This window comes from Sphingobium sp. TomTYG73, assembly GCF_055394245.1.
In genome coordinates this window covers 590,931-614,986 of sequence record NZ_AP027340.1, presented here as the reverse complement: position 1 = coordinate 614,986, position 24,056 = coordinate 590,931, and the positions used below count along the sequence as shown (strand labels likewise).

Below are 24,056 nucleotides of genomic sequence, written 5' to 3'. Positions count from 1 at the left end.
CACACGCTCTCAGCCCAAGGGAAGTCAAGGCAAATGTCACTGATCGTCTGTAGATCAATCAGTGACATGGGCGCTTTAAGATTGCGGTGGATATTCGCGCGCGCCTTGGATCTAATGTTCGCCGCCTCCGGGAGGAGAAGGGCTGGAGCCAAGAGGATTATGCCGACCGCGCCGAAATCCACCGCACCTATGTGAGCGACATCGAGCGCGGGCGGCGCAATCCCACCATCACCGTGGTTGAGAAGCTGGCGGTGCCATTCGGGATCGCGCCGGGGGATCTGCTGAACTGAGGAGCGGTCGGCACGCGGACCGGCAGCTATCCAGGCGGCTCTCGACCAATGTAAGACGTTCCGATATTGAGTGGGGATGTCGGCTCATGCCGGAACCAGCTGTTCAAACATTTAACAGCAGCCCGCCAGCCAAGCACCATTCTCCGTCGTTCGGAACCAGAGCTGTGGTACCTAGAACCGGTCGTGCGCAATCAGCCCCGGGCGCAGGCGGTGCGATCGCGCTAAGCGCTGGCAGATAGTTGATGAATGGTATTCCTTCACCAGCAACCCTCGCGCCACCGGCTCAACCATCCTCGCGACGCTTGATAAAAAAAGCTACGATCCGGTCGGTATGCCCGGGCGGGATCTACGCATGGGCGATCATCCGATCGCATGGACACGCTGTGTCGGACGGGGACGCGTTTTCTATTCTGCCATCGGTCATCTTCCCCAAACCTATTCGGACCCGCGCTATGTAACGCTGCTCCCAAACGCGGTCGGCTGGACGGCTAAGGGGCGGAAACATGACTGCAGGGTGGCTGGTCAGCGGTGATACCGGAATGCCGCTTCGCCTGGTCGCTGTGAACCTGCTGCAATATTTCTCAGGGAACGGCGCACGCTGTGACCGCACACAACGCGCACCGTAGCGGCCGACCTTTACTGCGAGATCGGCATCATCCATCAGTATGAAATTTAGTTGCCTTAAAAATTCATCCGTCTATAGATTTGCGCCTTTTCATCGATGGGCGGGGTGGCCGTGGATAGTGTAGTGAAGAGCGTTTGCTGCGGCAGCGAGGTATCGTGCGGATGGCACATATGAACGCGGTACTGCCCGTCGCCAATGTCCCCGTGACGGGCAATCGAGGGCTACGCGTGCGCCTGTTCATCATGATGGCGCTACAAATGGCGGTGTGGGGCGCCTGGGCGCCCAAGCTGTTTCCCTATATGACCATGCTCGGCTTCACCGCGAGCCAGCAGGCGCTGGTCGGCAGTTGCTGGGGCATCGCGTCGATCCTCGGCATCTTCTTTTCCAACCAGTTCGCCGACCGCAATTTCGCGGCAGAACGGATGCTGGCGTTCAGCCATGCGATCGGCGGCGCTTGTCTGCTGGGCGCGGCCTTTTCGGCTACATTCCTCCCATTCTTCCTGTTTTTCCTCGGGTATAGCCTGCTTTATGTGCCGACGCTGTCTGTCGCCAACACGATCAGTTTTGCCAACCTGCACGATCCGGCCCGTGACTTCGGCAAGGTCCGCATGGGCGGCACCGTCGGCTGGGTCATTGCCAGCTGGCCGTTCATCTTCCTGTTGAGCGCCCATGCGGACGTGACGCAGGTGCGGTGGATTTTGGTCGTATCGGCCATCGCGTCCTTTGCAATGGCGCTGTATTCCCTGACGCTGCCTCATACGCCGCCATGTCGGGACCGTAATTCGGATTCGCTCGCATGGCGTGAAACATTCGGCCTGCTCCGGCAGCCCGCGATCCTGGTGCTGTTCATCGTCACCTCCATCGATTCCGTGGTCCACAACGGCTATTTCGTCGTGTCCGACGCCTTTTTGACTAACCGGGTGGGCATTGCGGGCAATCTGTCGATGGTCGTGCTGAGCCTCGGCCAGGTGGCCGAGGTGGTGACGATGGGCGTGTTGGGGGTCGTGCTTGCCCGACTAGGCTGGCGCACCACGATGATTGTCGGCATTCTGGGCCATGCCGCCCGGTTCGGTGTCTTTGCGCTGTTCCCTGACAGCGTGACGGCTGTGGTCGCGGTTCAGTTGCTGCATGGCGTCTGCTACGCCTTCTTCTTTGCAACCGTATACATCTTCGTCGATGACGCCTTTCCAAAGGATGTGCGGGTGAGCGCGCAGGGGCTTTTCAACCTGTTGATCCTGGGCGTCGGCAATGTGGTCGCCAGCTTCCTGTTCCCGATGCTGGTCGCGCGGCTGACCATCCGTCCGGGAACTGCGCTGGTCCCGCCCGAGGTCGATTATTCGACCCTGTTCATGGTGCCGACGGGGCTTGCTTTGTTTGGTGCGCTACTGCTGGCGGTAGCCTTTCGCCCCGCTCAGCGAGGCCCCGCGCCGGTAGCAAAATCGGAGGATAACTGACTCATGACCGGTGCAACCCGCCCGATCCGCCTCGCCATGGTCGGAGGCGGCCCCGATGCCTTCATCGGCCCGATTCACAAGATGGCTGCCGAACTGGATGGCCGCTTCCGCCTTGTCGCGGGCGCGTTTAGCCGTGACGCAGAAAAATCGCGGAGCGCTGCGCGAGGCTGGGCGCTGGACGAGGCGCGGGGATATCCCGACTTTCAGACCATGATCGCTCAGGAGGCAGGCCGCGAGGACGGGGTGGAGGCTGTGGCGATCGTCACCCCTAATCACCTTCATCTGCCCGTCGCGCGGGCGGCTCTGGCGGCGGGACTGCATGTCATCAGCGACAAGCCCGCCACGGCGACCCTGGCTGAGGCGCTGGAGTTGCGGGACATCGTCGGGTCGGCGCGCGCGCATTATGCGCTGACCTACACCTATACCGGCTATGCCATGATCCGTCAGGCGCGGGAGATGGTGGAGCGGGGCGTCATCGGCCGGGTGCGCAAGGTGGTCGTGGAATATAGCCAAGGCTGGCTCGCCACGGGCGACGATGCGAGCAACAAGCAGGCCGCGTGGCGCGTCGACCCCCATCTCGCAGGTGCGGGCGGATGCAGCGGCGACATCGGCGTCCATGCCTTTGATCTGGTGGAGTTCGTCACCGGGATGCGGGTCGAGAGCCTGTGCGTCAGCCTGTCGGCCCTGGTGGAGGGGCGGGTGCTGGACGATGACTGCAACGCGTTGTTGAAGCTGGAGGGCGGCGTGCCTGGCGTGCTGGTGACATCACAGGTCGCGACCGGTGACCGCAACGGGCTGCGCCTGCGCGTCTATGGCGAAAAGGCGGGGCTGGACTGGAGCCATGAACAGCCCGATCGGTTGATCGTCAACCCGGCGGATGGCTCCACGCAGATTTTGCACAGTGGCGCGCCCTATCTTGGCGGGTCTAGCCTGGCGGCGTCCCGCCTGCCGACTGGCCATCCTGAAGGCTTTATCGAGGCGTTCGCTACACTCTATCGCGATTTCGCCGACCTCATCCAAGGCCGTCCCCTCAGCGCGCCGTTGCCGGACATCGACAATGGCGTACGGAGCCTCGCTTTCGTAACAGCGGCGGTGCGTTCAAGCAGCAGCGGTTCGACTTGGGTTTCCATCGGAGACATGGCGTAATGAAGACCATCAAGGGACCGGGCATCTTCCTGGCGCAGTTCGTAGGTGACAAGCCGCCGTTCGATACGCTCGAAAATCTCGCCGATTGGGCCGCCGATCTTGGCTATGCGGGTCTGCAAATTCCCACCGGCGTGGGCGGGCTGTTCGACGTCGCATTGGGTGCCGAAAGCCAGACCTATTGCGACGATGTGAAGGGCATGCTGGCGGATCGCGGGCTGACGATCACCGAACTTTCCACCCATCTGCAAGGTCAGTTGGTGGCTGTTCATCCGGCCTATGACGCGCTGTTCGACGGGTTCGCGCCGCCGGAAGTGAGGGGCAATCCGGCCGCACGGCAAGAATGGGCTATGTCGCAGATGCGCGCCGCTGCTGTCGCCAGCCGGCGGCTGGGCCTTGACGCGCACGCTAGTTTCTCAGGCGCGCTGGCCTGGCCCTATGTCTATCCTTGGCCTCAACGCCCCGCTGGACTGATCGAGGAGGCGTTCGCGGAACTGGCGAAGCGCTGGCATCCGATCCTTGACGCGTTCGAGGATGCCGGGGTCGATCTCTGCTACGAAATCCACCCGGGGGAGGATTTGCATGACGGCGCGACGTTCGAGCGGTTCCTGGACGCGGTAGGCGGTCATCACCGCGCCAATATCCTTTACGACCCCAGCCATTTTGTCCTGCAACAGCTCGACTATCTGGCGTTCATCGACCTTTACCATGAGCGCATCCGCGCATTCCATGTGAAGGATGCCGAGTTTCGTGCCGATGGCCGGTCGGGCGTCTATGGCGGCTATCAGGGCTGGGTCGATCGGCCCGGGCGTTTCCGCTCACCGGGCCATGGGCAGGTCGATTTCGGCGCCATCTTCTCCAAGATGGCAGCGAACGATTATCCCGGCTGGGCGGTGTTGGAATGGGAATGTGCGCTTCTCCACCCGCAGGAGGGGGCAAGGCAGGGCGCGTCGTTCATTCGCGACCATATCATCCGTGTGACCGATCATGCGTTCGACGACTTTGCCGCAAGCGGCATCGACGCGGACCGCAATCGACAACTACTCGGCCTGGAGCGCGCATCCGCAGAACATGGCAGTAGGGCGTGAATCTATTCGCTACTACAAAGCGCCTGTCGCCAAAAATGGCGATCCTTGGCGCCCTTGGTCTCGCCGCCTGCACCACCGGAGGCGTCGCCACCCTCACAGGTTCCACGCAGGGGTCCGGGGTATCGCTGGGGCAGGATCAAGCGGGCGACCACTTTTATGCGCTCGATCAGATTAAACCCGCCAACGTCGCCCAGCTGCAAGTGGCATGGACCTATGAAACCGGCGCGGGTGGATTGCAGACCACCCCGCTGTTTCGCGACGGCCGCCTCTATATCGTCACGCCAACCCAGCAGGTTGCCGCGCTGGACCCCGAGAGCGGTCAGGAACTCTGGAAGTTTAGTGCCGCGGTGCGGGGCCAGCAGCCGGTTCGCGGCCTTTCCTATTGGCAGGACGGGTCGGAACGCCGGCTTTTTTCTTCCCTCGGCAGCACGCTGATCGCGCTCGACCCGGATAGTGGCAAGCCGATTGCGGGTTTTGGCAAGGATGGCGCCGTTGACCTGCGGGAGGATCTGGGGCGCGATCCTGAGACGATGGCGACTTTCCTGACGTCGCCGGGGATGGTGTTCGGCGACCTCATCATCGTCGGTTTCCGCACATCGGAAACGCGCCCTGCCGCGCCAGGGACCATCCGCGCCTATGACGTGCGGACCGGGCAGTTGCGCTGGTCCTTCAATACCATTCCCCATCCCGGGGAGGCGGGGCATGAAAGCTGGCCCGAGGACGCGTGGAAGGACGCAGGCGGCGCCAATGCGTGGGCCGGGATGGCGCTCGATGAAAAGCGCGGAATCGTCTATGTGCCGACTGGATCGGCGGTAGACGACTTTTACGGCGCGGACCGCAAGGGCGACAATCTCTTCGCCAACTCGCTGCTGGCGCTCGACGCGCGCACCGGCAAGCGGCTTTGGCACTTCCAGGCCGTTCATCACGATTTGTGGGACCGCGACCTGTCCAGCCCGCCTGCACTGGTCACCGTTACGCGCAACGGACGGCGCATCGACGCCGTTGTGCAGCCGTCCAAGCAGGGCTTTCTGTATATCCTCGACCGCGTCACCGGAAAGCCGGTCTTTCCGATTGAAGAGCGCCCCGTTCCGGCCAGCGACATGCCGGGCGAGTTCGCCTCTCCCACCCAGCCGTTCGTCACCACGCCTGCCCCGTTCGCGCGGCAGCGCCTGACAGCCGATATGCTGACCAAACGTACGCCGGAGGCGCACGAGGCAGCTGTGAAAGCCTTTGCGAAGATGCGGAGCGAGGGACCGTTCATCCCGTTCACGACGAAGGCGCCGACCGTGATGTTCCCCGGTTTTGACGGCGGCGCCGAATGGGGTGGCCCCGCCATTGATCGCAAGCGGGGTATACTGTTCATCAACAGCAATGACGTCGCCTGGACCGGGCAGCTTGCGGCCCGCCCGGCTACGTCTGCCGCCGCAACGACTACACCAGCGCGCGGAGCCGGACTCTATCAGGAGCAGTGCGCGGCTTGCCATGGTCAGGATCTCAAGGGTTCGCCGCCCGCTTTCCCGGGCCTCGTTGATGTGGGCAAGCAGCTTTCGGCGGCCAAAATCAACGAAATCATCCAGCAGGGGCGGGGACGTATGCCCGGCTTCCCGCAGATATCCGCTGCCGATCGCAGCGCGATCACTTCCTATTTGCTCGGCGAACAGGAACAGGCCGGCGCCTCGGACAAGCGGGAGGTTGCCGCTCCCGCCGATGCGAAGCCCGCGCGTTCGCCCTATTATCTCACCGGTTATCGCAAGTTTGTGGACGTCGACGGCTACCCCGCTGTCGTGCCGCCTTGGGGCACACTGAACGCCATTGATCTCAACAGCGGCGAATATCTCTGGAAGATTCCGCTGGGCGAATATCCCGAACTCGTCGCCAAAGGCGAGCCGCCGACCGGAAGCGAAAATTATGGCGGCCCGCTCATCACCAGTTCCGGCGTGTTGTTCATCGGGGCGACGATCTATGATCGCAAATTCCGCGCCTTCGATAGCCGCACCGGACGCCTGCTCTGGCAGACCGTGCTGCCTTATGCCGGTGTAGCCACGCCTACGACATTCATGTCCGGCGGTCGCCAGTTCATCGTGATCGCCACAAGTAACCAGCGCAATCCGAAGGCGCGGCAAGGCTCTGCCTATGTTGCCTTTGCACTGCCCACGAAATGAAAGAAGGCCGCATGTCACCTTATACCCTGTTGATCAGCCTGTCCCTGGTTGCTGGAGCGCCGCCCGCGCTCGCAGCTGATGGTGCCAAGCTGTTTCAGTCCCAGTGCGCGATGTGTCACAAGCCTGCGGTCAGCACACCGTTGGCACCCGCACTGAAAGATGTGGTGGGACGCAAGATTGCGAGCTGGCCCGATTTTACTTATTCCAGCGGCCTAAAGGCGAAGCAAGGGGACAAGTGGACAGAGCAGAATCTGGACGCCTTCCTTGCGGCTCCCGTCAAATTCGCGCCGGGCACACGCATGCCGATGAATGTGGCCGACGCGACAAATAGGGCAGCGTTGATCGCTTATCTTCGAACGATAAAATAAGCGTCGGACCGCATTGCACTGAGAAAGATTATCGCTTCGAATGAATTGTGGTTGCCAGCCGTCCGACGAGCGTGTTGACGTCGGACAATGGGTGGGACGGGTCGCTCATCGCCGTCCGTCCGCATTTCCAAGGAGCAGATCGATCTCGGTTGCCAGCGCTGCCGCCATATCGATCGACCGATCAACCAGCCAGCGCACCTGCAAGCCATCTGACTGCGCGATCAGCATCATTGCGGCATGATCGGCGTGGAGCGTCGGCGTGACGGTGCCCGCTGCCTGCCGCTTGCGGATTTCATCTGCGATGTATCCCTGCAGCGCGGTGAAACGAGCGCCGAAGAAGTCGTGCGCCGGATGTGACGGATCGGCAGCTTCGGCCGCGAAGGCGGTGTAGAGTTGGACCAGGCCTGGCGTTGCCGTGTTGCGTCGGGCCGTTTCCACCAGCGAGGCGAAGATATCCTTGTCAGCTGTCAGGCTGGCGACATTGCCCTCGTCCCACATGCGCAGCACTTCCTGCAGCAGAACTTCGCGCGACGAGAAATAGTAGATGATGTGCGCGCCATCGATCCCGATACTGCGTCCGATCTGGCTTAGCGATGCACCGCGATATCCCTCGCGGCTGATGACCTCGACGGCGGCACGCAGGATTTCGTCCCGCCGTTCCTGTCCTTTCGCGTATGGTCCGCGCCTTTTCATTCTGTGCTCGTAACAGCAGCGTCACTGAAAACACAAGGTCACGATATGACGATCAAGGCTGATCCGACCGAGTTTGCAGGCAAGCGCGTGGCCATCAGCGGTGGCGCCAAGGTTCTGGGCCGATCGGCGGGGTCAAGTTCGTCCAGGCCAACCTCAGTACTGCAGAAGCAGCAAAGCGCTGGCGGACGCTGCGCTTGGCGGGAGCGTCTGCTCTCGCCGTAGGCCGTCATTCAATCTAGGAACCTGGAACGGCGGCAATGTCCCACGAGCTTTCGGCAAGAAGCGACCAAGTCGGGCCGTTCCCCCACCAAAGCCAGAACGGCTGCTTTTGCCGAAACCCGCCATCCCCGGTTCATTGAGCAGACCGGCAGCTACGCGCCAAAGTCGGTCGCTTAGGCGGCGCTAGCTGCATCCTGAAACCGGTCAAGCTTGGACATGTAACGGTTTTGTGCCGGTCACTTGAGAGTTTAAAGCTCGTTCAAGGAGACCGACGAGATGATCAAACATAGCGAGGAGTTCAAGCAGGAGGCGGTACGGATTGCGCTGACCAGTGGGTTGCCGCGGGAGCGGGTCGCGTTGGATTTGGGGGTTGGCAAATCGACGCTGAACAAGTGGGTGTCGCAGTATCGGCCCAGTGATCTGGTTTCAGCGCCGCAAGCAGATCTGGCGCGCGAGAATGAACGGCTTCGCCTTGAGAACCGCGTGCTGCGGGAGGAGAGGCAAATCCTAAAAAAGGCCACGCAGTTCTTCGCGAGCCAAAGGCCGTGAAGTTCGCTTTCGTGCATAGCTGGCGGCATCGCTGGCCCGTTGCACTGCTCTGCCGTGTCATGCTTGTCAGTGAACGCGGCTATCGTTCCTGGCGCTCGCGCCCGATCAGTTGCCGGGGCCGGACGGACATGAAGGTGTTGGCTCATATCCGCGAACAATACAGGCTGAGCCTTGGCAGCTACGGCCGTCCTCGCATGACGATGGAGTTAAAAGAGGTGGGGCTCGATGTGGGTGAGCGCCTTATGACCCGAAGGGCGGCGTAGCCAACATCAACGGGATCAGGCCGGTCCGCACGCGCAAACACAAGGTTACGACAGACAGCCACCATCGCCTGGGTGTCGCGGCAAACTGGCTGGACGGCGATTTCGCCGCCGATGCGCCCAACCGTAAATGGGCCGGCGACATCACCTATATCTGGACGTCGGAGGGATGGCTCTACCTCGCTGTCATCCTCGATCTGCATAGCCGCCGCGTCGTGGGCTGGGCTGTCAGCGACAGGATGAAGAAGGATTTGGCGATCAGGGCACTGGATATGGCGGTACGCCTGCGCCAGCCACCAGAGGGCTGCCTTTTCCATTCGGATCGCGGCAGCCAATATTGTTCTTACGATTATCAGAAAAAGCTGCAGGCCTATGGCCTGCGTCCATCAATGAGCGGCAAGGGTAATTGTTACGACAATGCCTCCGTCGAGACGTTCTTCAAATCCCTGAAGGCGGAACTCATCTGGCGGCAGCGCTGGCCAACGCGACGGCAGGCAGAAGCTGCCATCTTCCAATACATCAACGGCTTCTACAACGCCCGTCGTCGCCATTCATATCTGGGCGGCATTAGCCCGCTCGCCTTCGAAGCCAAGGTGGCATAATGAGATAAGTGACAGGCACAAAACCGTTACATGTCCAAAAGTGACGGTTGGTGGTGGTAGCGCCCAGGCCGATCGTCTCGGGCAATCGTTTCTTGGCCGCGATCTCCGCTGCCGCCTCGGCGCAGATTTCCTCCAATGTCATGTCCTGATGGCGGGAGGATTTATGGTGGCTGGTCGGCAGGCGGCTGAAATGATCGTTCAGCGCAACGATCGACCCGCGGGTCAGAAACCGGATAGGCTGGGCGCCATAGCTTTTTTCGAGCAGTCGAGCGGCGGCCTCGAACTGGCTCCGGGTCTTGTCGGTCCATCGCGCCTTGCGCTTCGCGTCGCCAAGAATCTTGGGGTTCTCTGCGATGAAGCGGGATGCGGCCTGGGTCGGCGTCATCGAGGCCCACGGCTCATCAACAGCTGCTTCTATCGCCACCGGGGTTGCGACAACCGGCACATGGGCAGGAACGACGGGCTGCGGCACCGAGAATTGCGACCACATGCTCATCGGGTCAGCAAGCCGCCGCCGAAATTCCACGGCCCCGGCCAGTCGTCCCTCCAGCATGACCTTGCGCGCGATGGCAAGACTCGCGTCCGTCCGCTCGACCTTGAACAGATCTAGCGCGCGACCAGCGCCCTCCAGCACTTCCGCGCTCCACTCGGGCTTCATCTCGAAAAGATCGACCACGGCCTGACGCTGATCATCGGACAGATCGGCGAAGCGTTCATCGACATGATCCCGCGACCCTGCGTTGGCCGGGATGCCATGGACGATGAATTCCTTCATCATCGCCTCGCAAATGCCGATATAGCCCTCGATCAGATAGGTCGCGTTGTCAGGCTCATCGCTCTGGAACTGGACATGGTTGCGGTCCAGCTCATCCCGCATATTCTCCAGCGCCCTGCGGAAAATCTCCGCCTTCTGCTCCGCGGTAAGCGTGGCAGTGCGGTCGGCGTGGGTCAGCGTCATCTTCAGCGTCTCGCTCTTCGCCGTCAGCGCACAGCCCAGGCGGCGCGCGACGGCCTGATTGGTCGTCCTGAGCGACAGCCGTACGGTGAAAGACTTACCATCGAGGAAACGGACGGTGCGGCGCCAGTAGTAAACGGCGCCCCGGCGTTCGACATTCTGTATCGCGGGCAACGGGCTCTCCACAGGGAGTCGGCACACCCACCAGCTCAATCTGGCGGATGAGGCCCTATTACATCAACAAAAACAATGACTTATCGGGAGAACTGGCTGGGGCGGCAGGATTCGAACCTGCGCATGGCGGCATCAAAAGCCGCTGCCTTACCGCTTGGCGACGCCCCAGCATGTGTGCGGCGATGCCGCGCGGGACGGCATATAGCGTCTGTTGCGCGAAAGGAAAGCCTAGTCATGTCACTATGGCTTCGCCAATATGCGGGCTTCGAAATCTTCCTGGACGCCTCGCATGAATGCAAACAGTTCGCCTGCCAACGCACCGGTTTCGCAGATCACGCCTGCGTCGCCTCTCTTCCTGCGGGAGGATGAGATTCGGCGGGGGATCGAGATGCTGTATTTCGGCTATTCCGCACTTACCCGGTCGATCGATGACGGGCTTGCGGCACAGGGGCTAGGGCGTGCGCATCATCGCGCGCTGTATTTTATTTCGCGTCAGCCGGACCTGACGGTGAAGGAGTTGCTGCGCCTGCTGTCCATCACCAAGCAGTCGTTGGGCCGGGTGCTCAATGACCTTATAGAGCGTGGCTATATTGAAACGCGGCAGGGGGCGAGCGACCGGCGGCAGAAGCTGTTGCGGCTCAGCCCGTCGGGCAAGATGCTGGAGGCCGAGTTGTTCCGCGCGCTGCGTGAAAAGATGGCGGCGGCTTATGCGCAGGCGGGGCAGGGGTCGGTGACGGGCTTCTGGCGGGTGCTGGAGGGGTTAATCCCCGACGCGGATCGATCGATGGTTTCCGGCCTGCGCAGCCGCTGATCCAAAGGCAACCATAAGGCTGGCTAACGGTTTGGCTCATGCGTTTGACAGCAAGATGAGGGAAGCATGAAAGCATCAATTGTGGCCGCTTTGGTGATTGTCGCGGGGATGGGCCTGTCCGCCTGCTCGGAAAAGGCAGCTGACAGCCTCGAGAATGCGGGATCGGCGATTGGCAATGACGTCAGCCGGGCGGTCGATCAGGCAGGAGCGAAGATCGACAATGGTCTCGATCATGCCGAGCGGGCGATCGACAGGGGCACGAACGAGATCGGTGCGGCGACGAGTAACGCCACACAGGATGCAAGGCGCGAAGCCCGGGAAGCGAAGGAAGATGCGGGCGCCGCTATGGAACGCGCGGGGAATGACTTGAAGAGGGATTGAACAAGTGGCGTGAGTCTCATGGCCAAGATCCTCTCGCCCGATCACTCACGCCGGAGATTGGCCGGATAACTGGCTGAGCGCTGCGGCAACATAGCGGCGGCGCTCAGGGTCCCGGCTGATCTCCAGCATGGCGCACAGGCTCCCACGGGCGGCTTCCACCTCGCCATGTTCCAACTGCAGTCGGGCAAGCGCCCACCAGCCTGCATCATGTTCGGGTGCAACCACCGTCATGCGCTCATAAATCGAGCAGGCCCGCCATGTGTCGCTCGCCTGTTCCGCCCGAGTGGCCTGATTGAGGAGCAGGCGCACAAGTGTCATGCGGTTCGACATCGGCTCAAGGGTCGAAACGTCTTGCCTGCCCGTCGACGCGGCGACCGTGAGAAGCCCGGCCACTTGCCCGGCCTGCACCAGCGCGCCGCTGCGGAACGGATCGATGATGGCCGGAGCCTCATCAGGCCCGATGCTGACGAGGACATGGCCGGGCGTGTTCAGCGCATGCGTCTGCCATCCGGCGCGCCGGCCGGCGGCGACATAGAGGATGGAAAGGCTGACCGGCAGTCCCCGCCGACGATCCAGCACCCGGATCATGTCGCCGTTCAAGGGGGCGTCGTAGGTCAGGCTATCGCCTTCAAAGCCGAACTGGCCGCTGAATATGTGCGCGAGAAGGGCGCCCTGCGCTGCTCCCGTTTGCAGATCATCGTCGTCGATGTCCGTCCGTTCCGCCTGGATCGCGTCGCCGATCTCGCGCAGCAGAGCCAGATAAGGTTCGACGTCGATCCCTTCATGGTCAAGAGCGCTCAGCATCAAGGCGGCGCTGTCCAGCTCGATCTCTTCGTCAGCCAGCAGGCCGATATAAGCGATGCTCTCGTTCATGCGCGCACCGGGCAGTGAGCCGCAGGCGATAGCCGATGGCGTTGCAGTGAAGAGGCAGTGAATTTTTCCATGCCCCCTACATGGTGGCTGTTGCGCGAATTTGCACCATCTATGGTAGGAAAGGGCATGGCGAAGCGGAAAAGACAATATCTGACAGCAACGATGCCGGACGGATATGTGAAGCGGATCGGGCCGACGACCGACCCCTTCACCCATTATTGGCGGATCGTTGCCGAACTGGAAAATGGCAAAACCGAAATATTCTGGGGTCATGTCAAATCGCTCGCCGAAGCGAAGAGGAAACGCACGGCGGCAAAGGAGGCCTCAAGGATGCGCGGGTGGCGCAGCTTCCTGTTCGAGATCGCCGAATTGACTGTCGAGCCCGCCTGAAACAGCCCCGCTATTTTCCTCACACAGCTTGCCACTACAGTGCAGTAATGCCTTGGGATCAAACGGTTTGCTGATCAGTAACCGATCCTGAAACTGTTCAGGCAGGCTCTCGCGCCCATATCCCGTGACGAAGGCGAAAGGTATCTCCCTTTCCGACAGCGCAGCCGCCACATCATCAACCGGCATGCCTTGCAGATTGCCATCCAGCAGCGCGGCGTCGAAATCCGCATGCTGCATCAACGCCAGAGCCTCTTGCGCACATCCCGCTATGGTCACGGCGGCCGCGCCATCCTCCAAAATGCTGGCAATCTCCATCGCCACAAGCGGTTCGTCCTCAATGATGAGGAAACTGCGCCCCGCTATCGCGCCGCCTTGCACAGCCAATGCCTCTTCGCTCACGTTCAAGACGGAACTGGCGGTATTGATCCGGCTGATCCGTGGCCCGCACGGCAGCGTCATGGTCCAGCAAACCCCGCTTTCCTCATATTCCACGCTGGCCTGGCCGCCTTCCGCCTTCAGGCTGCGTTCGATGAGGGCCGTGCCAAACCCTCTGCGTGATGGTGGAGTGACGGGCGGCCCGCCGCTTTCCACCCAGCGTATCAAAAGCCGGTCCCGCTCCACCTTCCACGACAGCGAAACCGTGCCCGCCGGAATGCAAAGCGCGCCATATTTATGCGCGTTGGTCACCAGTTCATGCAGGATGAGTGCGACGTGCAAAGCCAGTTCAGGCGCCAGTTCCAGTTCCGGCCCCTCGATGGTCAGTTGCCCAAGATCGATAGCGCCAATGTCGATCTGCCCATTGACCAGTTCCCGCAGCGACGCGCCTTGCCATGTCGTGCTGCTCAGCAATGAGTGCGCGCGGGCGAGGGCATGGATGCGCCCGGTGAAGGTTGGAGCAAAATCCGACGGACCCGACGAATGCCGCAATGTCTGCACCGCGATCGCCTGAACCGAGGCGAGGGTGTTTTTGACCCGATGGTTGAGTTCTCCGATCAGCAGGCGCTGCGTATCCTCGGCCCGCTTCCTTTCAGTGACGTCCAGCACCTGGACGTTGACCGACACGAGCCGCCCCTGACCATTGAGCAGCGCAGAGCAATAGCATTCGCATTCCAGCGTCGGTCCTTCGGCCGTCCGCATGCGCAGATGCTGAACCGCGCGAACGGATCGCCCGGCGATAAGGTCACTCATCAAGGCGTCGAAGGTAGCCTCGTCTTCCGGGTCGATCCATTTCAGCTCGTCCGCCTTGAAGCCAGCGACTTCGGGCGCCCGCCATCCAAACAGCCGCTCTGCCCCGTTGGACCAGGCCACGATGTGCCGCCCGGCATCGAATTCGATGATCGCCAGCGGGGAATTGTCACTGTGGGCATGCAGCCGGGCGAGGGCGGCGGCAATCTCGTCACGCTGCCGGGCCAGTTCCTGCCGCTGCCCGAACAGCTCGACGAAAACCGCCGTCTTGTTACGCAGGATATGTGCATCGACCGGCTTCAGCAGATAATCGACCGCGCCTGCTTCATAGCCGCGAAAGCGCCGCCGTTCATCGGTCGCGACCGCTGTCAGGAAGATGATCGGAACCCTGCGTGTCCGTTCGGTGCCGCGCATCAGTTCGGCGAGTTCAAAGCCGTCCATACCCGGCATCTGCACGTCCAGCAGCGCGAGCGCCACATCATGCACCAGCAGCAGTTCGAGTGCCTGCACCCCTGAACGCGCCTTGAGCAATTCGACGCCTTCCCCGGCGAACAGGGCATCCAGCGCCGTCAGATTTTCCTCAACATCATCGACAGCCAGGATCTTGGGCTTTTCAGGCGGCATGGCGCAGATCCTCCATATCCTTGACGTTGCGGCGGTAGATTTTTTCAGCCTCGTGGAAGTCGGCAAACGCTTCGGAATATCGGGAAAAACGTAGCGTTTCCTTCGACCCAAGCCCCAGGAACCCGCCGCGTACCAGCGATCCGCCGAACAGGCCCAGCGCACGGTCCTGCAAGTCGCGATCGAAATAGATCAGCACATTGCGGCTCGACACCAGCTGCACTTCGGCAAACACTTCGTCACTGGCGAGATTATGTTCGGCGAACACCGCGCGGCGGCGCAGCGTCTTGTCGAACACCGCCGCGCCATAGGCTGCGGTATAATAGTCGGATAGCGATTGCTTGCCGCCAGCCAGCCGGTGATTTTCCGTGAACTGCGCGATCCGGTCGAGATCATATATCCCGGCCTCGGCCTTCTTGAGCGCGGCGGGGCTGATGTCCGTGCAATAAAAGATGGTGCGATCCTCAAGCCCTTCTTCCCGGAACAGGATCGCCAGCGAATAAAATTCCTCGCCATTGGCGCAGCCCGCGATCCAGATTTTGAGCGAAGGGTAGGTGCGAAGGTGCGGCACCACCATTTCGCGCAACGCCCGGAAATAGGCCGGGTCGCGAAACATCTCGCTCACCTGAATGGTCAGGAAACCCATCAGGTCTGCAAACACCGCCGGGTCGCGCAGCAGCAGATGCTGGAGTTGCGACAGGCTTTCGCATTCATGCCGCTGCTGCGCGCGGGCAAGGCGGCGATGCAACGAACCACGCGAATAGCCGCGAAAATCATAATGATAATGCCGCCAGAGCGCCTCAAGCAGCAAATCGAGTTCCAGCTCCTCGTGGGGTGCGAAAACCTCCTCGCTCATCGCGGCATCCACACGCGCGTGAGGCTCAGCAGCTTGTCGACATCGAGCGGCTTGGCGAGATAGTCGTTCGCGCCCGCGTCCAGGCAATCCTGCTGGTCGCGCGCCATCGCCTTGGCGGTCAGCGCGATGATCGGCATCTGCCGACCCCATGGCTGCGAGCGGATTTCGCGCGTGGCGGTCAGGCCGTCCATCTCCGGCATCATCACGTCCATCAGCACCAGATCGACCGGATCGGAAAGCCCGCGCGCCGCCTCGTCCAGCGTCTGGAGCGCCTCGCGCCCGTTGCGCGCGATCCGCACCTTAGCCCCGTGCGGCTCGAATATGGAGGTGAGGGCATAGACGTTGCGAATATCGTCTTCGACCACCAGGATTTCGCGTCCATCCAGCGCGGCGTCGCGGTTCAATGACTTGGCGATCAGCGCCTGTTGCGGTTCGGGCAGGTCCGACACGACCTGATGCAGGAACAGCGTCACCTCATCCAGCAGCCGTTCGGGCGACTTCGCGCCCTTGACGATGATCGACTTGCTGTAGCGCCGCAGCCGCATCTCCTCTTCCTGGGCGAGGTCGCGCCCGGTGTAGACGATCACGGGCGGGAAGCCGACGGCTTCGTCAGCGCTCAGACGCTCCAGCAGGTCGAGGCCGGACGCGTCGGGCAGGTTGAGGTCCAGCACCATGCAGTCGAATGTTTCGCGGCCAAGCAGTTCGAAACATCGCGCGGCGGAATGCGCCTCCACCGTTTCGACATCGCGCGACGCCAGCAGCAGCTTGACGCTTTCGGCCTGCTGGGCATCATCCTCCACCACCAGCACGCGGCGCATGCGCTGCGCCATGCGTGCTTCCAGCCCTTCGAGCATCTCGACCAGCGCGTCGCGCTTCACCGGCTTGAACAGATAACCGATGGCGCCGCTTGAAAGGGCTGCCTGACTGTCATCATCCACCGACACCACATGAACTGGGATATGGCGGGTGCGCACGTCCCGCTTGATCCGGTCCAGCACGGACAGGCCGGTATGATCGGGCAGGTTCATGTCCAGAATGACGGCATTGGGCACATATTGCCGCGCCATCAGAGCGCCCTCATCCGCGGTGCTGGCGATCAGGCACTGAAAATTCAGTTCGTGCGCCACATCGCAGAGGATTTTGGCGAAAACAGGATCATCCTCAACGATCAGGATGACGCGGGCGTCGCCTGACAATCTCTCGCGATCGTCCTGCGCAGCGGGGCCTCGGCGCGGGCGGCTAGGCTTGGGGTTGGATGGCGCGGATCGGAACTGCTCGGCAGGCCGTATCCTGTCCGCCGATGCCGCCGCGCCGTCATATCGCTCGGGCAGGATCAGCGTGAAGGCGCTGCCTTCCCCGGCTGTGCTTTCCACCTGCACTTCGCCGCCCAGCAACCGGGCGAGTTCACGCGAAATGGAAAGGCCAAGCCCGGTGCCGCCATATTTCCGGCTGACCGTGCCGTCCGCCTGGCGGAACGCTTCGAAAATCACCTGCTGCTGCTCGGCCGGGATGCCGACGCCAGTGTCGCGCACGGTAAAGGCGATGCGCCCATCGGGCGTCCCATCGACGCTCAGCTTGACCGATCCGCGCTCGGTAAACTTGATGGCGTTTGACAGGAAATTCTTCAGCACCTGCTCGATCCGCTGAGGATCGCTTTCCATCTCGGCTGGCGCGTTGGGGGAGGGGCTTGCGTCGAAGGCCAGGCCCTTGGACTGGGCGGAGGGCGCGAATATCGCTTCCATCTTCTCGGTGAGCGCGCGGATGCTCATGCGGCGGGGCTGCAATTCCAGCTTGCCCGCCTCGATCTTCGAAATGTCGAGAATGTCGTTGATCAAAGTCAGCAAGTCATTGCCCGACGTTTCGATCGTCTCGGCGTGGCGGACCTGGTCGGGGGAGAGATTGCCGCCGCGATTTTCGGCCAGCAACCTCGCCATGATCAACAGCGAATTCAATGGGGTGCGCAGTTCATGGCTCATGTTCGCCAAAAACTCGGATTTATAGTGGCTCGCCTGTTCCAGTTCGCCAGCTTGGTTCTCCAGCGACCGCTGTGTGCGCGTCAGGTCGTCGCGCTGGATTTCCAGCTGCCGCGCCTGTTCTTCCAGCTGGGCATTGGTCTGTTCCAGCTCCGCCTGTTGTGTTTCCAGCCTTGCGGCCGATTCCTGCAACTGACGGCTTTGCTGCTCCAACTCCTCATTATTGGCGCGCAGCTCTTCGCTCTGCGCCTGCAATTCCTCCGCCTGCTGCTGCGTTTCCTCCAGCAATTCGCGCAGGCGCGCACGATATTTGCCGGAACGAATGGCGACACCCAATTGCCCCGCAATCCTGTCGAGCAGGGCCAGCGCATCGCCATCGACGTCCTTGGGAAGGCCGAGTTCTATGACGGCATTTATCGTGCCGTCAGCCTGCGTGGTGCTGATCAGCAGACTATCCGGTTTTGATTGGCCCAGCGCCGATCCATAGGACAGATAGCCCTCGGGCACATCTTTCAGGAAAAAGCTGCGGCGATCACTCACCGCCTGTCCGAGCAATCCGTCTCCCACCGAAAAGCGTTCGGGCAGGGGCGCATCGGCGGGAACGGCGTAGGTGGCGTAGCGGCGGAAGCCCTCGCCATTGGCGATATAGAGCGCCCCTGCCTGCGCCTTAAGATAATCGGCCATGAACGTAAGAGCGCTCGACGCCAGCGTATCCAGCGGCTGCTCCCCGCCCACTGCCTTGGCAAGGCCGACTTGCCCATTTTGCAACCATTCCTCCCGCGATATCGCGAGCCGGTTGCGGATGAACAGGACGCCGACAATCGCCAGAATCCAGCAGGTCACGCCCGCCAGCGAACGGTTGGTGATGGCGACTTGAGAATCGACACCGACCGGGGCGAGGGTGAAGCCGACGATCATCAATAGTGTCGCGGCTGTTGCAACAACGATCGGGACTAGTGGACGCCGGGCAACATAGGACAGCACGAGCGGCAGCAAATATGCCACCCATACGGCGGTTCCCAACGGAAAGATTATATCGGCGAGAAAGGGGAGCGCGAGCAGGACGGCCAATGCCGCATAAAGCCCGGCCTGCGTGATCGACGATTTGATTTGCTGCATTTTAAAAAAAGAGCCCCTGTTACGCTCCAAGCGCACAGGAAGCTCGCTCCCCCCATTAGACCCATTCCGTGATCGAACATCCAGACCCTGCAATACAGGGCTATTAATTCCATCCCGGCGGTCTCCAACGACCCGAGCGAATATTGGTTCCCCGATAATCAGGCTTTACCAATTCACGCCCTTGTTCACTCGGGCCGTTCGCCTCTATGCAGGCGTCTTGGAGCAGGAAGGGCAGGAGGGGCTATGCTGACCGGGACGAACGAACCGGCCGTTGCGGCGACATCTGGCGTCAGCAAGCGCGAACTACGGACGGTCGTGGGCGCCAGTCTGATCGGCACGATGATCGAATGGTTCGACTTCTTCATCTATGGCGTGGCTTCGGCGCTGGTGTTCAATCGACTGTTCTTCCCGTCTTTCGATCCATTGACCGGCACGTTGCTCGCCTTCTCGACCTATGCCCTCGGCTTCCTCGCCCGGCCGCTCGGCGGCGTGGTCTTCGGCCACTTCGGCGACCGGGTCGGGCGCAAGACGCTTCTCATGATCAGCCTGCTCACCATGGGCCTGTCGACCACGGCCATCGGTTTGCTGCCGACCTATCAGCAGATCGGAACCTGGGCGCCGATATTGCTCGTCCTGCTCCGGCTGCTCCAGGGCTTCGCCGTCGGTGGGGAGTGGGGCGGGGCGGTTCTGATTGTGGCGGAGGTCGCGCCCGCTTCGCAACGCGGTTTCTGGACCAGCTGGCCGCAGGTCGGCGCCCCTGCAGGCAATCTACTGGCCGCTGCCGTATTCGCCACATCATCCGCACTGCTGACGGAAGCGGACTTCATGGCCTGGGGCTGGCGCATCCCGTTCCTGCTGTCGATCGTGCTGGTACTGGTGGGTTGGTGGCTCCGCCGCGCCGTTTCGGAAAGCATGGTTTTCGCGCGCGAAGCGGCCGCAGGCGGCGTCGAGCGCTTCCCGGCGGTAGAAGCGATCCGGCGCAAGGGCCGCGCCTTGCTCACCGGAGCCGGGCTCCGCTTCGGCGAGAATATCTGCTACTATGTCGCCGCGACCTTCTCGATAACCTATTGGACCGAAATAAGGGGCGGCGACCGTTCGCTCGTCCTTAACGCCGTGCTGATCGGCTCTGCCCTTGAATGCCTGACCATGCCCTTCTTCGCCGCACTGTCGGACAGGATCGGACGCAGGCTCGTATATGGCGCGGGCGCGATATGCGTTGCAGCTTGGTTCACGATCTTCTTCTCCCTGCTGGACAGCGGAACGATCTGGACCGTCGGACTGGCAATCACCATCGCGATGGTAGCGCACGGCGCCATGTATGCGCCCCAGGGCGCGATGATCACCGAACTTTTCCCGACGCGCCTGCGCTATTCGGGCGCCAGCATCGCTTATCAGGCGACCTCCATCGTGGCAGGGTCTCTCGCCCCCATCATCGCCCTGTCATTATACAAGGCGAGCGGCGGAACGGGCATGGTCGCCGCCTATGTGATAGGTGGTCTGCTCATCACGTTTATCGCCGTGGCTGCCGCTCCCGAAACGCGCGGAGTGGATTTGAACAGCGTGACCTGATGAGAGCGACGCTCTGCTTCTTCTAGGCTGGTGACGGAACAAGCTGAAGGTCCAGCTGTTCAATATCCACCTGGAGGAGGTACAAGATGGCCGAAGTACATAAAGATCCCTATACCGGAGACCGCGTGGTCGTTCACAAGAGCAGCGGCGGACGCACTGTTGCGATCGTGCTGGTCGTCATTCTGGCAATTGTCGGCATCCTGTTTGCCACCGGCTTCTGGAAGGCCGACGTATCTGGCGGCGATGTTCCGGAAGTCAGCGTGAAGGGCGGAGAGCTTCCCAAGGTCGACGTGGATTCGAAGGCAGTAGTCGTCGGCTCCAAAAAGGAGACCATCGACGTCCCGACCGTTGGCGTGAAGGACAATGGCGAGGAGTAACACTCGCCCAATCAAGCATTTTTGAATAGATAAACGGGCGAGATGCCGCGATGGCCGAAAAAGCTGTCGCGATATCTCGCCCGCTTTTTACATGCTGGGTCGACGGGTGATCAAACCTCAGCGATGATCACCTTCACCCCTGCTTTATCCAGGATCGCCATCGCTGCCGGTGCGACGCCCGGATCCGTCACGACGATATCCACCTCATTCAAGCCGCAAACGATCGCGCCCGATGAAGAGGTGAATTTACTACTGTCGACCAGCAATATCACCTGTTCCGCCCGATCAATCAGGCGGCGTTCGGCCGCAACCAGAATGACATCCTGTTGCATCACCCCCTGTGGCCCCACCGCCGCCGCGCCCATGAAAAGCTTTGGCGCATGGAAACGCGGCATCGATTCTTCACCCGCAGGCGCGAGAATGATGTTCTGCTCCCTGAACAATGTCCCGGAAGGCAGCAATATCTGCGTCCCCGACTGAGGCAGCAGCGCATTGGCGATGTGCAGCGAATTGGTCAGCACCGACAGATCCAGACCGCCTATATGCGGGCACATCTGCAACGTCGTCGTGCCGCCGTCGATCATGATGCCTTCGCCATGCTGGCATAGCTGGGCGGCGGCCCGCCCAATCGATCGCTTTTCCGACAGATGTTCCGTGATCGACTGGGCAAAGGGGGTGCCCGCGAGCCGGGCGGCGCCTTCCGGCTTGCCGCCATGGCTTTCCGTCAACCTTGCACCACCACGAACGCGGTGGATTACCCCCTGTTCCTCAAGGCGGGTCAGGTCGCGGCGGATGGTGGCGGGGGACGCCGCAAGCCGCGATTCCAGAGCGCGATAGCTGACGAAGCCGGTAAGGCCCATTGCTTCGATGATCAGCCTTTCGCGTTCCTCCGCGTGCATTGTCCCCAAACCCCCTTGATCAGGCAGCCGCCCGTTCAGCTTCAAGCTGTTCCAGCGACTTGCCTTGGTTACGTGGCGCCCAAAGGGTGCCGATCACGCCGCTTATGACGAGGAAGCCTGTCAAAATCCACGCCAGTGTTGTGAAGCCGGTAGCGCTCAGCATCGGCACGAAGAAGCTGAATATGCCAAGGCTGATGCGGACGATGGCGAAACACAGCCCCTGCGCCGTGGACCGGAGCATTGTCGGGAACATCTCCGAACTCCACAGCTGGAAGAAGCTCTGCGCGCCGAAACCGCCGCCGAACTGGAGCAGGAACACGTAGAGCAGCGCCACCGGGATCGTCAGCGGGAAGATGGCGAGCAACGCCATGCCGACGATCTGGATGGCTGCGGAAATCGCGAACATCGTGCGCTGGTTCACCTTGTCGGCATAGCGCATGAAGACAAGACCGATGGAAACCATGCCGATCGCAAAGGACAGCGCCTGGATCGCGACCGACTGCGCCTGTGTGGCAGCGCCAACCGTGCGCAGGATATAGGGGAAGAAGAAGCCGTTGGTTCCTGCCCACAGGTTCCAGAAACCATACATGCCAACCAGCCCCAGGATGGAGGCGAGATATTTAGGCTGGAACAGCGTGGACACCGGCAATTTGGGTGTGCCTTCCTTCTGCGCGGCTTCCCAGCGTTCGGATTCCTTCATGCGTGACCGCAGGAAGGTAAGGCCAAGGGCAATCACCAGCAGATGGGCAAAGACGATGCGCGCGCCCAATTCGCCAAGGCTGGTCAGCGCCAGGCTCAGCAGCAGCACGACCACCGGCCCTAGATACCACAGCACCTGCGCGACGCCTGAATGCTTGCCGCGTCGGTCATCGGGCGCCTGCTCCGCGATCAGCGACCAGGATGCCGGAATGTCGGCGCCAACCGCGACGCCAACGATAAGGAAGCCGACCACGATCATCCATGGCGCGAAGGCAAAGACCAGCAGCGCCATGCCGACCGCGTAGACGAGCATGTCCCACTGATAGATTTTTTTCCGGCCCAGCTTGTCGCACAGCCGCCCGCCGACATAGGCGCCGACGCCCGCGCCGATCGCGTTCGGGCCGAACGCACCGATCAGGCCGATGAAGTCGTTCGACAGCTTATAATGTTCCTGCCAAAGCGCGAGTGCGGCAGAGCCTGCAACGATCGAACCAGCGTCGATATAGTTGGCAAGACCCGCAAGGATCGTATCCCGCCAATTGTCCTTCTGTGCTCCCGCACTCATTTCACGTCCCTCCCGGCCAAAATGCTCTGGTCTATGTCGGCGATATTGGAGCAGCCGGTGAGCGCCATCGCCACGCGCATTTCGGCTTCAATTAATTGCAGCATCTTCGTAACGCCCGCTTCCCCCTGCGCGGCCAGCGCATAGGCCCAGGCCCGCCCGAGCAGCACGCCCTTGGCGCCCAGCGCCAGCATGCGCACCACGTCCAGACCCGATCGGACACCGCCATCGGCCACCACGGTCAGCTTGTCGCCAACTGCCTCGGCAATCGGGGGCAGGGCGCGGGCCGTGGACAGCACGCCGTCCAGTTGTCGCCCGCCATGGTTGGACACGATGATCCCGTCCGCGCCCAGCGCAGCGGCCTCCCGCGCGTCCTCGGGATCGAGCAGGCCCTTGATGATCAACGGCCCCTTCCATTCCGATCGGATGAAATCCAGATCGCGCCAATTGATCGACGGGTCGAAATTATTGCGCATCCAGGCGAAGAAATCCTCGATCCCGGTCTTGCCCTTAAGCACGGGAGCGACATTGCCCAACGTATGGGGACGGCCGCGAACGCCCACATCCCATGCCCAACCGGGCTTCATGGCGGCTTGAGCGGCACGCCAGATCGCACCCTTCAGGCCGTCCGCTCCGGCAAGCCCGCTATGATAGTCGCGATAGCGGCTGCCCGGCACCGGCATATCGACCGTGAAGACGAGCGCCGAGCAGTTGGCCGCCGCTGCCTGGGCCAGCAGGTCCTTCATAAAGGCCCGATCTCGGATCATGTACAGCTGAAACCAGAAAGGACGCGATGCCGCGCGTGCGACTTCGTCGAGCGAACAGGCGCCGACGGTTGACAGGGTGAAGGGGACGCCAGCGCCTTCGGCCGCCTTAAGCGCCTGGCATTCGCCGCGCCGCGCATTCAGCCCGGCAAGCCCGATCGGCGCGAGCGCCACCGGCAGCGCCAACTTTTGCCCGAACAGGTGGGTCGAAAGATCGAGTTCAGACACATCGCGCAACACCCGCTGGCGAAGCGCGATATCGCTCAGCTCGCTCACATTCTTGCGCAGCGTCACTTCGGCATAAGAACCGCCATCAATATATTCGAACAGGAACCGGGGCAGGCGGCGGCGGGCGGCCTCGCGGAAATCGGCAACGCTGGCTATCGGCATTCGCG

Annotated in this window: 21 protein-coding genes, 1 tRNA gene and 1 pseudogene; 13 read left to right on the top strand and 10 right to left on the bottom strand. The window is 61.8% G+C overall.

The annotated features are described in order from the left end of the window. Nucleotides 1-86 precede the first annotated feature (86 nt). The 7 genes from ACZ5TH_RS15660 (at nucleotide 87) to ACZ5TH_RS15630 (ending at nucleotide 7,130) form a co-directional block, all read left to right on the top strand. Entirely contained in the window at nucleotides 87-290 is a 204-nt protein-coding gene (locus tag ACZ5TH_RS15660; RefSeq protein WP_449469228.1) for a helix-turn-helix domain-containing protein, read from the top strand. Nucleotides 291-480: 190 nt separating this feature from the next. Continuing rightward, nucleotides 481-822 carry a ThuA domain-containing protein gene (locus ACZ5TH_RS15655; protein WP_464795750.1) on the top strand — a complete coding sequence of 114 codons (342 nt, stop codon included), beginning with the start codon at nucleotides 481-483 and terminating at the stop codon, nucleotides 820-822. Nucleotides 823-1,085: 263 nt separating this feature from the next. Next, the gene (locus ACZ5TH_RS15650) at nucleotides 1,086-2,369 is read left to right on the top strand and encodes an MFS transporter (RefSeq protein ID WP_464795208.1); all 1,284 of its coding nucleotides are present in this window, start codon (nucleotides 1,086-1,088) and stop codon (nucleotides 2,367-2,369) included. A 3-nt stretch (nucleotides 2,370-2,372) separates the two neighbouring features. After that, nucleotides 2,373-3,515: a Gfo/Idh/MocA family protein gene (locus ACZ5TH_RS15645; protein WP_464795207.1), complete on the top strand. Its 1,143-nt coding sequence runs from the start codon at nucleotides 2,373-2,375 to the stop codon at nucleotides 3,513-3,515. Beyond that, nucleotides 3,515-4,600 (top strand): sugar phosphate isomerase/epimerase family protein, encoded by a 1,086-nt coding sequence (locus ACZ5TH_RS15640; protein ID WP_464795206.1) that lies wholly within the window; start codon nucleotides 3,515-3,517, stop codon nucleotides 4,598-4,600. The genes ACZ5TH_RS15645 and ACZ5TH_RS15640 overlap by 1 nt, the downstream gene beginning before the upstream one ends. After that, the gene (locus ACZ5TH_RS15635) at nucleotides 4,597-6,762 is read left to right on the top strand and encodes an outer membrane protein assembly factor BamB family protein (protein ID WP_464795205.1); all 2,166 of its coding nucleotides are present in this window, start codon (nucleotides 4,597-4,599) and stop codon (nucleotides 6,760-6,762) included. The genes ACZ5TH_RS15640 and ACZ5TH_RS15635 overlap by 4 nt, the downstream gene beginning before the upstream one ends. Beyond that, the gene (locus tag ACZ5TH_RS15630) at nucleotides 6,759-7,130 is read left to right on the top strand and encodes a c-type cytochrome (RefSeq protein ID WP_464795204.1); all 372 of its coding nucleotides are present in this window, start codon (nucleotides 6,759-6,761) and stop codon (nucleotides 7,128-7,130) included. Before ACZ5TH_RS15635 ends, ACZ5TH_RS15630 begins: the two co-directional genes overlap by 4 nt. Before the next feature lie 105 nt (nucleotides 7,131-7,235). On the opposite strand, the gene ACZ5TH_RS15625 is transcribed toward ACZ5TH_RS15630, so the two are convergent. Continuing rightward, nucleotides 7,236-7,823 (bottom strand): TetR/AcrR family transcriptional regulator, encoded by a 588-nt coding sequence (locus ACZ5TH_RS15625; protein ID WP_449469235.1) that lies wholly within the window; start codon nucleotides 7,821-7,823, stop codon nucleotides 7,236-7,238. Nucleotides 7,824-8,318: 495 nt separating this feature from the next. Between ACZ5TH_RS15625 and ACZ5TH_RS15620 the strand changes: the two are divergent. Further along, nucleotides 8,319-9,453 (top strand): annotated as a pseudogene (locus tag ACZ5TH_RS15620) (IS3 family transposase). On the opposite strand, the gene ACZ5TH_RS15615 reads toward ACZ5TH_RS15620, so the two are convergent. After that, complete coding sequence (locus tag ACZ5TH_RS15615; RefSeq protein WP_464795203.1) at nucleotides 9,419-10,582, bottom strand: hypothetical protein; 1,164 nt, start codon at nucleotides 10,580-10,582, stop codon at nucleotides 9,419-9,421. The pseudogene ACZ5TH_RS15620 and the gene ACZ5TH_RS15615 sit on opposite strands and share 35 nt — an antisense overlap. A gap of 93 nt (nucleotides 10,583-10,675) precedes the next feature. Continuing rightward, nucleotides 10,676-10,750 (bottom strand) — tRNA-Gln (locus ACZ5TH_RS15610). Between the two features lie 121 nt (nucleotides 10,751-10,871). Here ACZ5TH_RS15610 and ACZ5TH_RS15605 point away from each other — a divergent pair. Next, nucleotides 10,872-11,393, top strand: coding sequence for a MarR family winged helix-turn-helix transcriptional regulator (locus tag ACZ5TH_RS15605; protein WP_464795202.1), 522 nt, complete (start codon nucleotides 10,872-10,874; stop codon nucleotides 11,391-11,393). Nucleotides 11,394-11,459: 66 nt separating this feature from the next. Continuing rightward, on the top strand, nucleotides 11,460-11,774 hold the full coding sequence (locus ACZ5TH_RS15600) for a hypothetical protein (RefSeq protein WP_449469245.1): 315 nt from the start codon (nucleotides 11,460-11,462) through the stop codon (nucleotides 11,772-11,774). Nucleotides 11,775-11,819: 45 nt separating this feature from the next. Here ACZ5TH_RS15600 and ACZ5TH_RS15595 read toward each other — a convergent pair whose 3' ends face one another. Next, complete coding sequence (locus tag ACZ5TH_RS15595) at nucleotides 11,820-12,647, bottom strand: transglutaminase family protein (RefSeq protein WP_464795201.1); 828 nt, start codon at nucleotides 12,645-12,647, stop codon at nucleotides 11,820-11,822. A 126-nt stretch (nucleotides 12,648-12,773) separates the two neighbouring features. On the opposite strand from ACZ5TH_RS15595, the gene ACZ5TH_RS15590 reads away from it, so the two are divergent. Beyond that, nucleotides 12,774-13,037 carry a hypothetical protein gene (locus tag ACZ5TH_RS15590; RefSeq protein ID WP_460988214.1) on the top strand — a complete coding sequence of 88 codons (264 nt, stop codon included), beginning with the start codon at nucleotides 12,774-12,776 and terminating at the stop codon, nucleotides 13,035-13,037. Here ACZ5TH_RS15590 and ACZ5TH_RS15585 read toward each other — a convergent pair. The 3 genes from ACZ5TH_RS15585 to ACZ5TH_RS15575 are packed head-to-tail and all read right to left on the bottom strand — an operon-like array spanning nucleotide 12,972 to nucleotide 18,791. Next, the gene (locus tag ACZ5TH_RS15585) at nucleotides 12,972-14,846 is read right to left on the bottom strand and encodes a response regulator (RefSeq protein WP_464795200.1); all 1,875 of its coding nucleotides are present in this window, start codon (nucleotides 14,844-14,846) and stop codon (nucleotides 12,972-12,974) included. The genes ACZ5TH_RS15590 and ACZ5TH_RS15585 overlap by 66 nt on opposite strands. Further along, entirely contained in the window at nucleotides 14,836-15,699 is an 864-nt protein-coding gene (locus ACZ5TH_RS15580; protein WP_464795199.1) for a CheR family methyltransferase, read from the bottom strand. The genes ACZ5TH_RS15585 and ACZ5TH_RS15580 overlap by 11 nt, the downstream gene beginning before the upstream one ends. Next, nucleotides 15,696-18,791, bottom strand: coding sequence for a response regulator (locus ACZ5TH_RS15575; protein ID WP_464795198.1), 3,096 nt, complete (start codon nucleotides 18,789-18,791; stop codon nucleotides 15,696-15,698). The genes ACZ5TH_RS15580 and ACZ5TH_RS15575 overlap by 4 nt, the downstream gene beginning before the upstream one ends. Before the next feature lie 243 nt (nucleotides 18,792-19,034). On the opposite strand from ACZ5TH_RS15575, the gene ACZ5TH_RS15570 reads away from it, so the two are divergent. Then, nucleotides 19,035-20,360 carry an MFS transporter gene (locus ACZ5TH_RS15570; RefSeq protein ID WP_464795197.1) on the top strand — a complete coding sequence of 442 codons (1,326 nt, stop codon included), beginning with the start codon at nucleotides 19,035-19,037 and terminating at the stop codon, nucleotides 20,358-20,360. A gap of 86 nt (nucleotides 20,361-20,446) precedes the next feature. Beyond that, a complete protein-coding gene (locus tag ACZ5TH_RS15565; protein ID WP_449469254.1) occupies nucleotides 20,447-20,737 on the top strand; it encodes a hypothetical protein in 291 nt (96 codons plus the stop codon). A gap of 110 nt (nucleotides 20,738-20,847) precedes the next feature. Here ACZ5TH_RS15565 and ACZ5TH_RS15560 read toward each other — a convergent pair whose 3' ends face one another. Genes ACZ5TH_RS15560 through lldD form a run of 3 tightly spaced genes read right to left on the bottom strand, consistent with a single transcriptional unit; the run spans nucleotide 20,848 to nucleotide 24,051 of the window. Next, nucleotides 20,848-21,636 (bottom strand): DeoR/GlpR family DNA-binding transcription regulator, encoded by a 789-nt coding sequence (locus ACZ5TH_RS15560; RefSeq protein ID WP_464795196.1) that lies wholly within the window; start codon nucleotides 21,634-21,636, stop codon nucleotides 20,848-20,850. A gap of 19 nt (nucleotides 21,637-21,655) precedes the next feature. Next, nucleotides 21,656-22,900 (bottom strand): MFS transporter, encoded by a 1,245-nt coding sequence (locus ACZ5TH_RS15555; RefSeq protein WP_464795195.1) that lies wholly within the window; start codon nucleotides 22,898-22,900, stop codon nucleotides 21,656-21,658. Then, complete coding sequence (lldD, locus tag ACZ5TH_RS15550) at nucleotides 22,897-24,051, bottom strand: FMN-dependent L-lactate dehydrogenase LldD (RefSeq protein ID WP_464795194.1); 1,155 nt, start codon at nucleotides 24,049-24,051, stop codon at nucleotides 22,897-22,899. Before lldD ends, ACZ5TH_RS15555 begins: the two co-directional genes overlap by 4 nt. Between the last annotated feature and the right edge of the window lie 5 nt (nucleotides 24,052-24,056).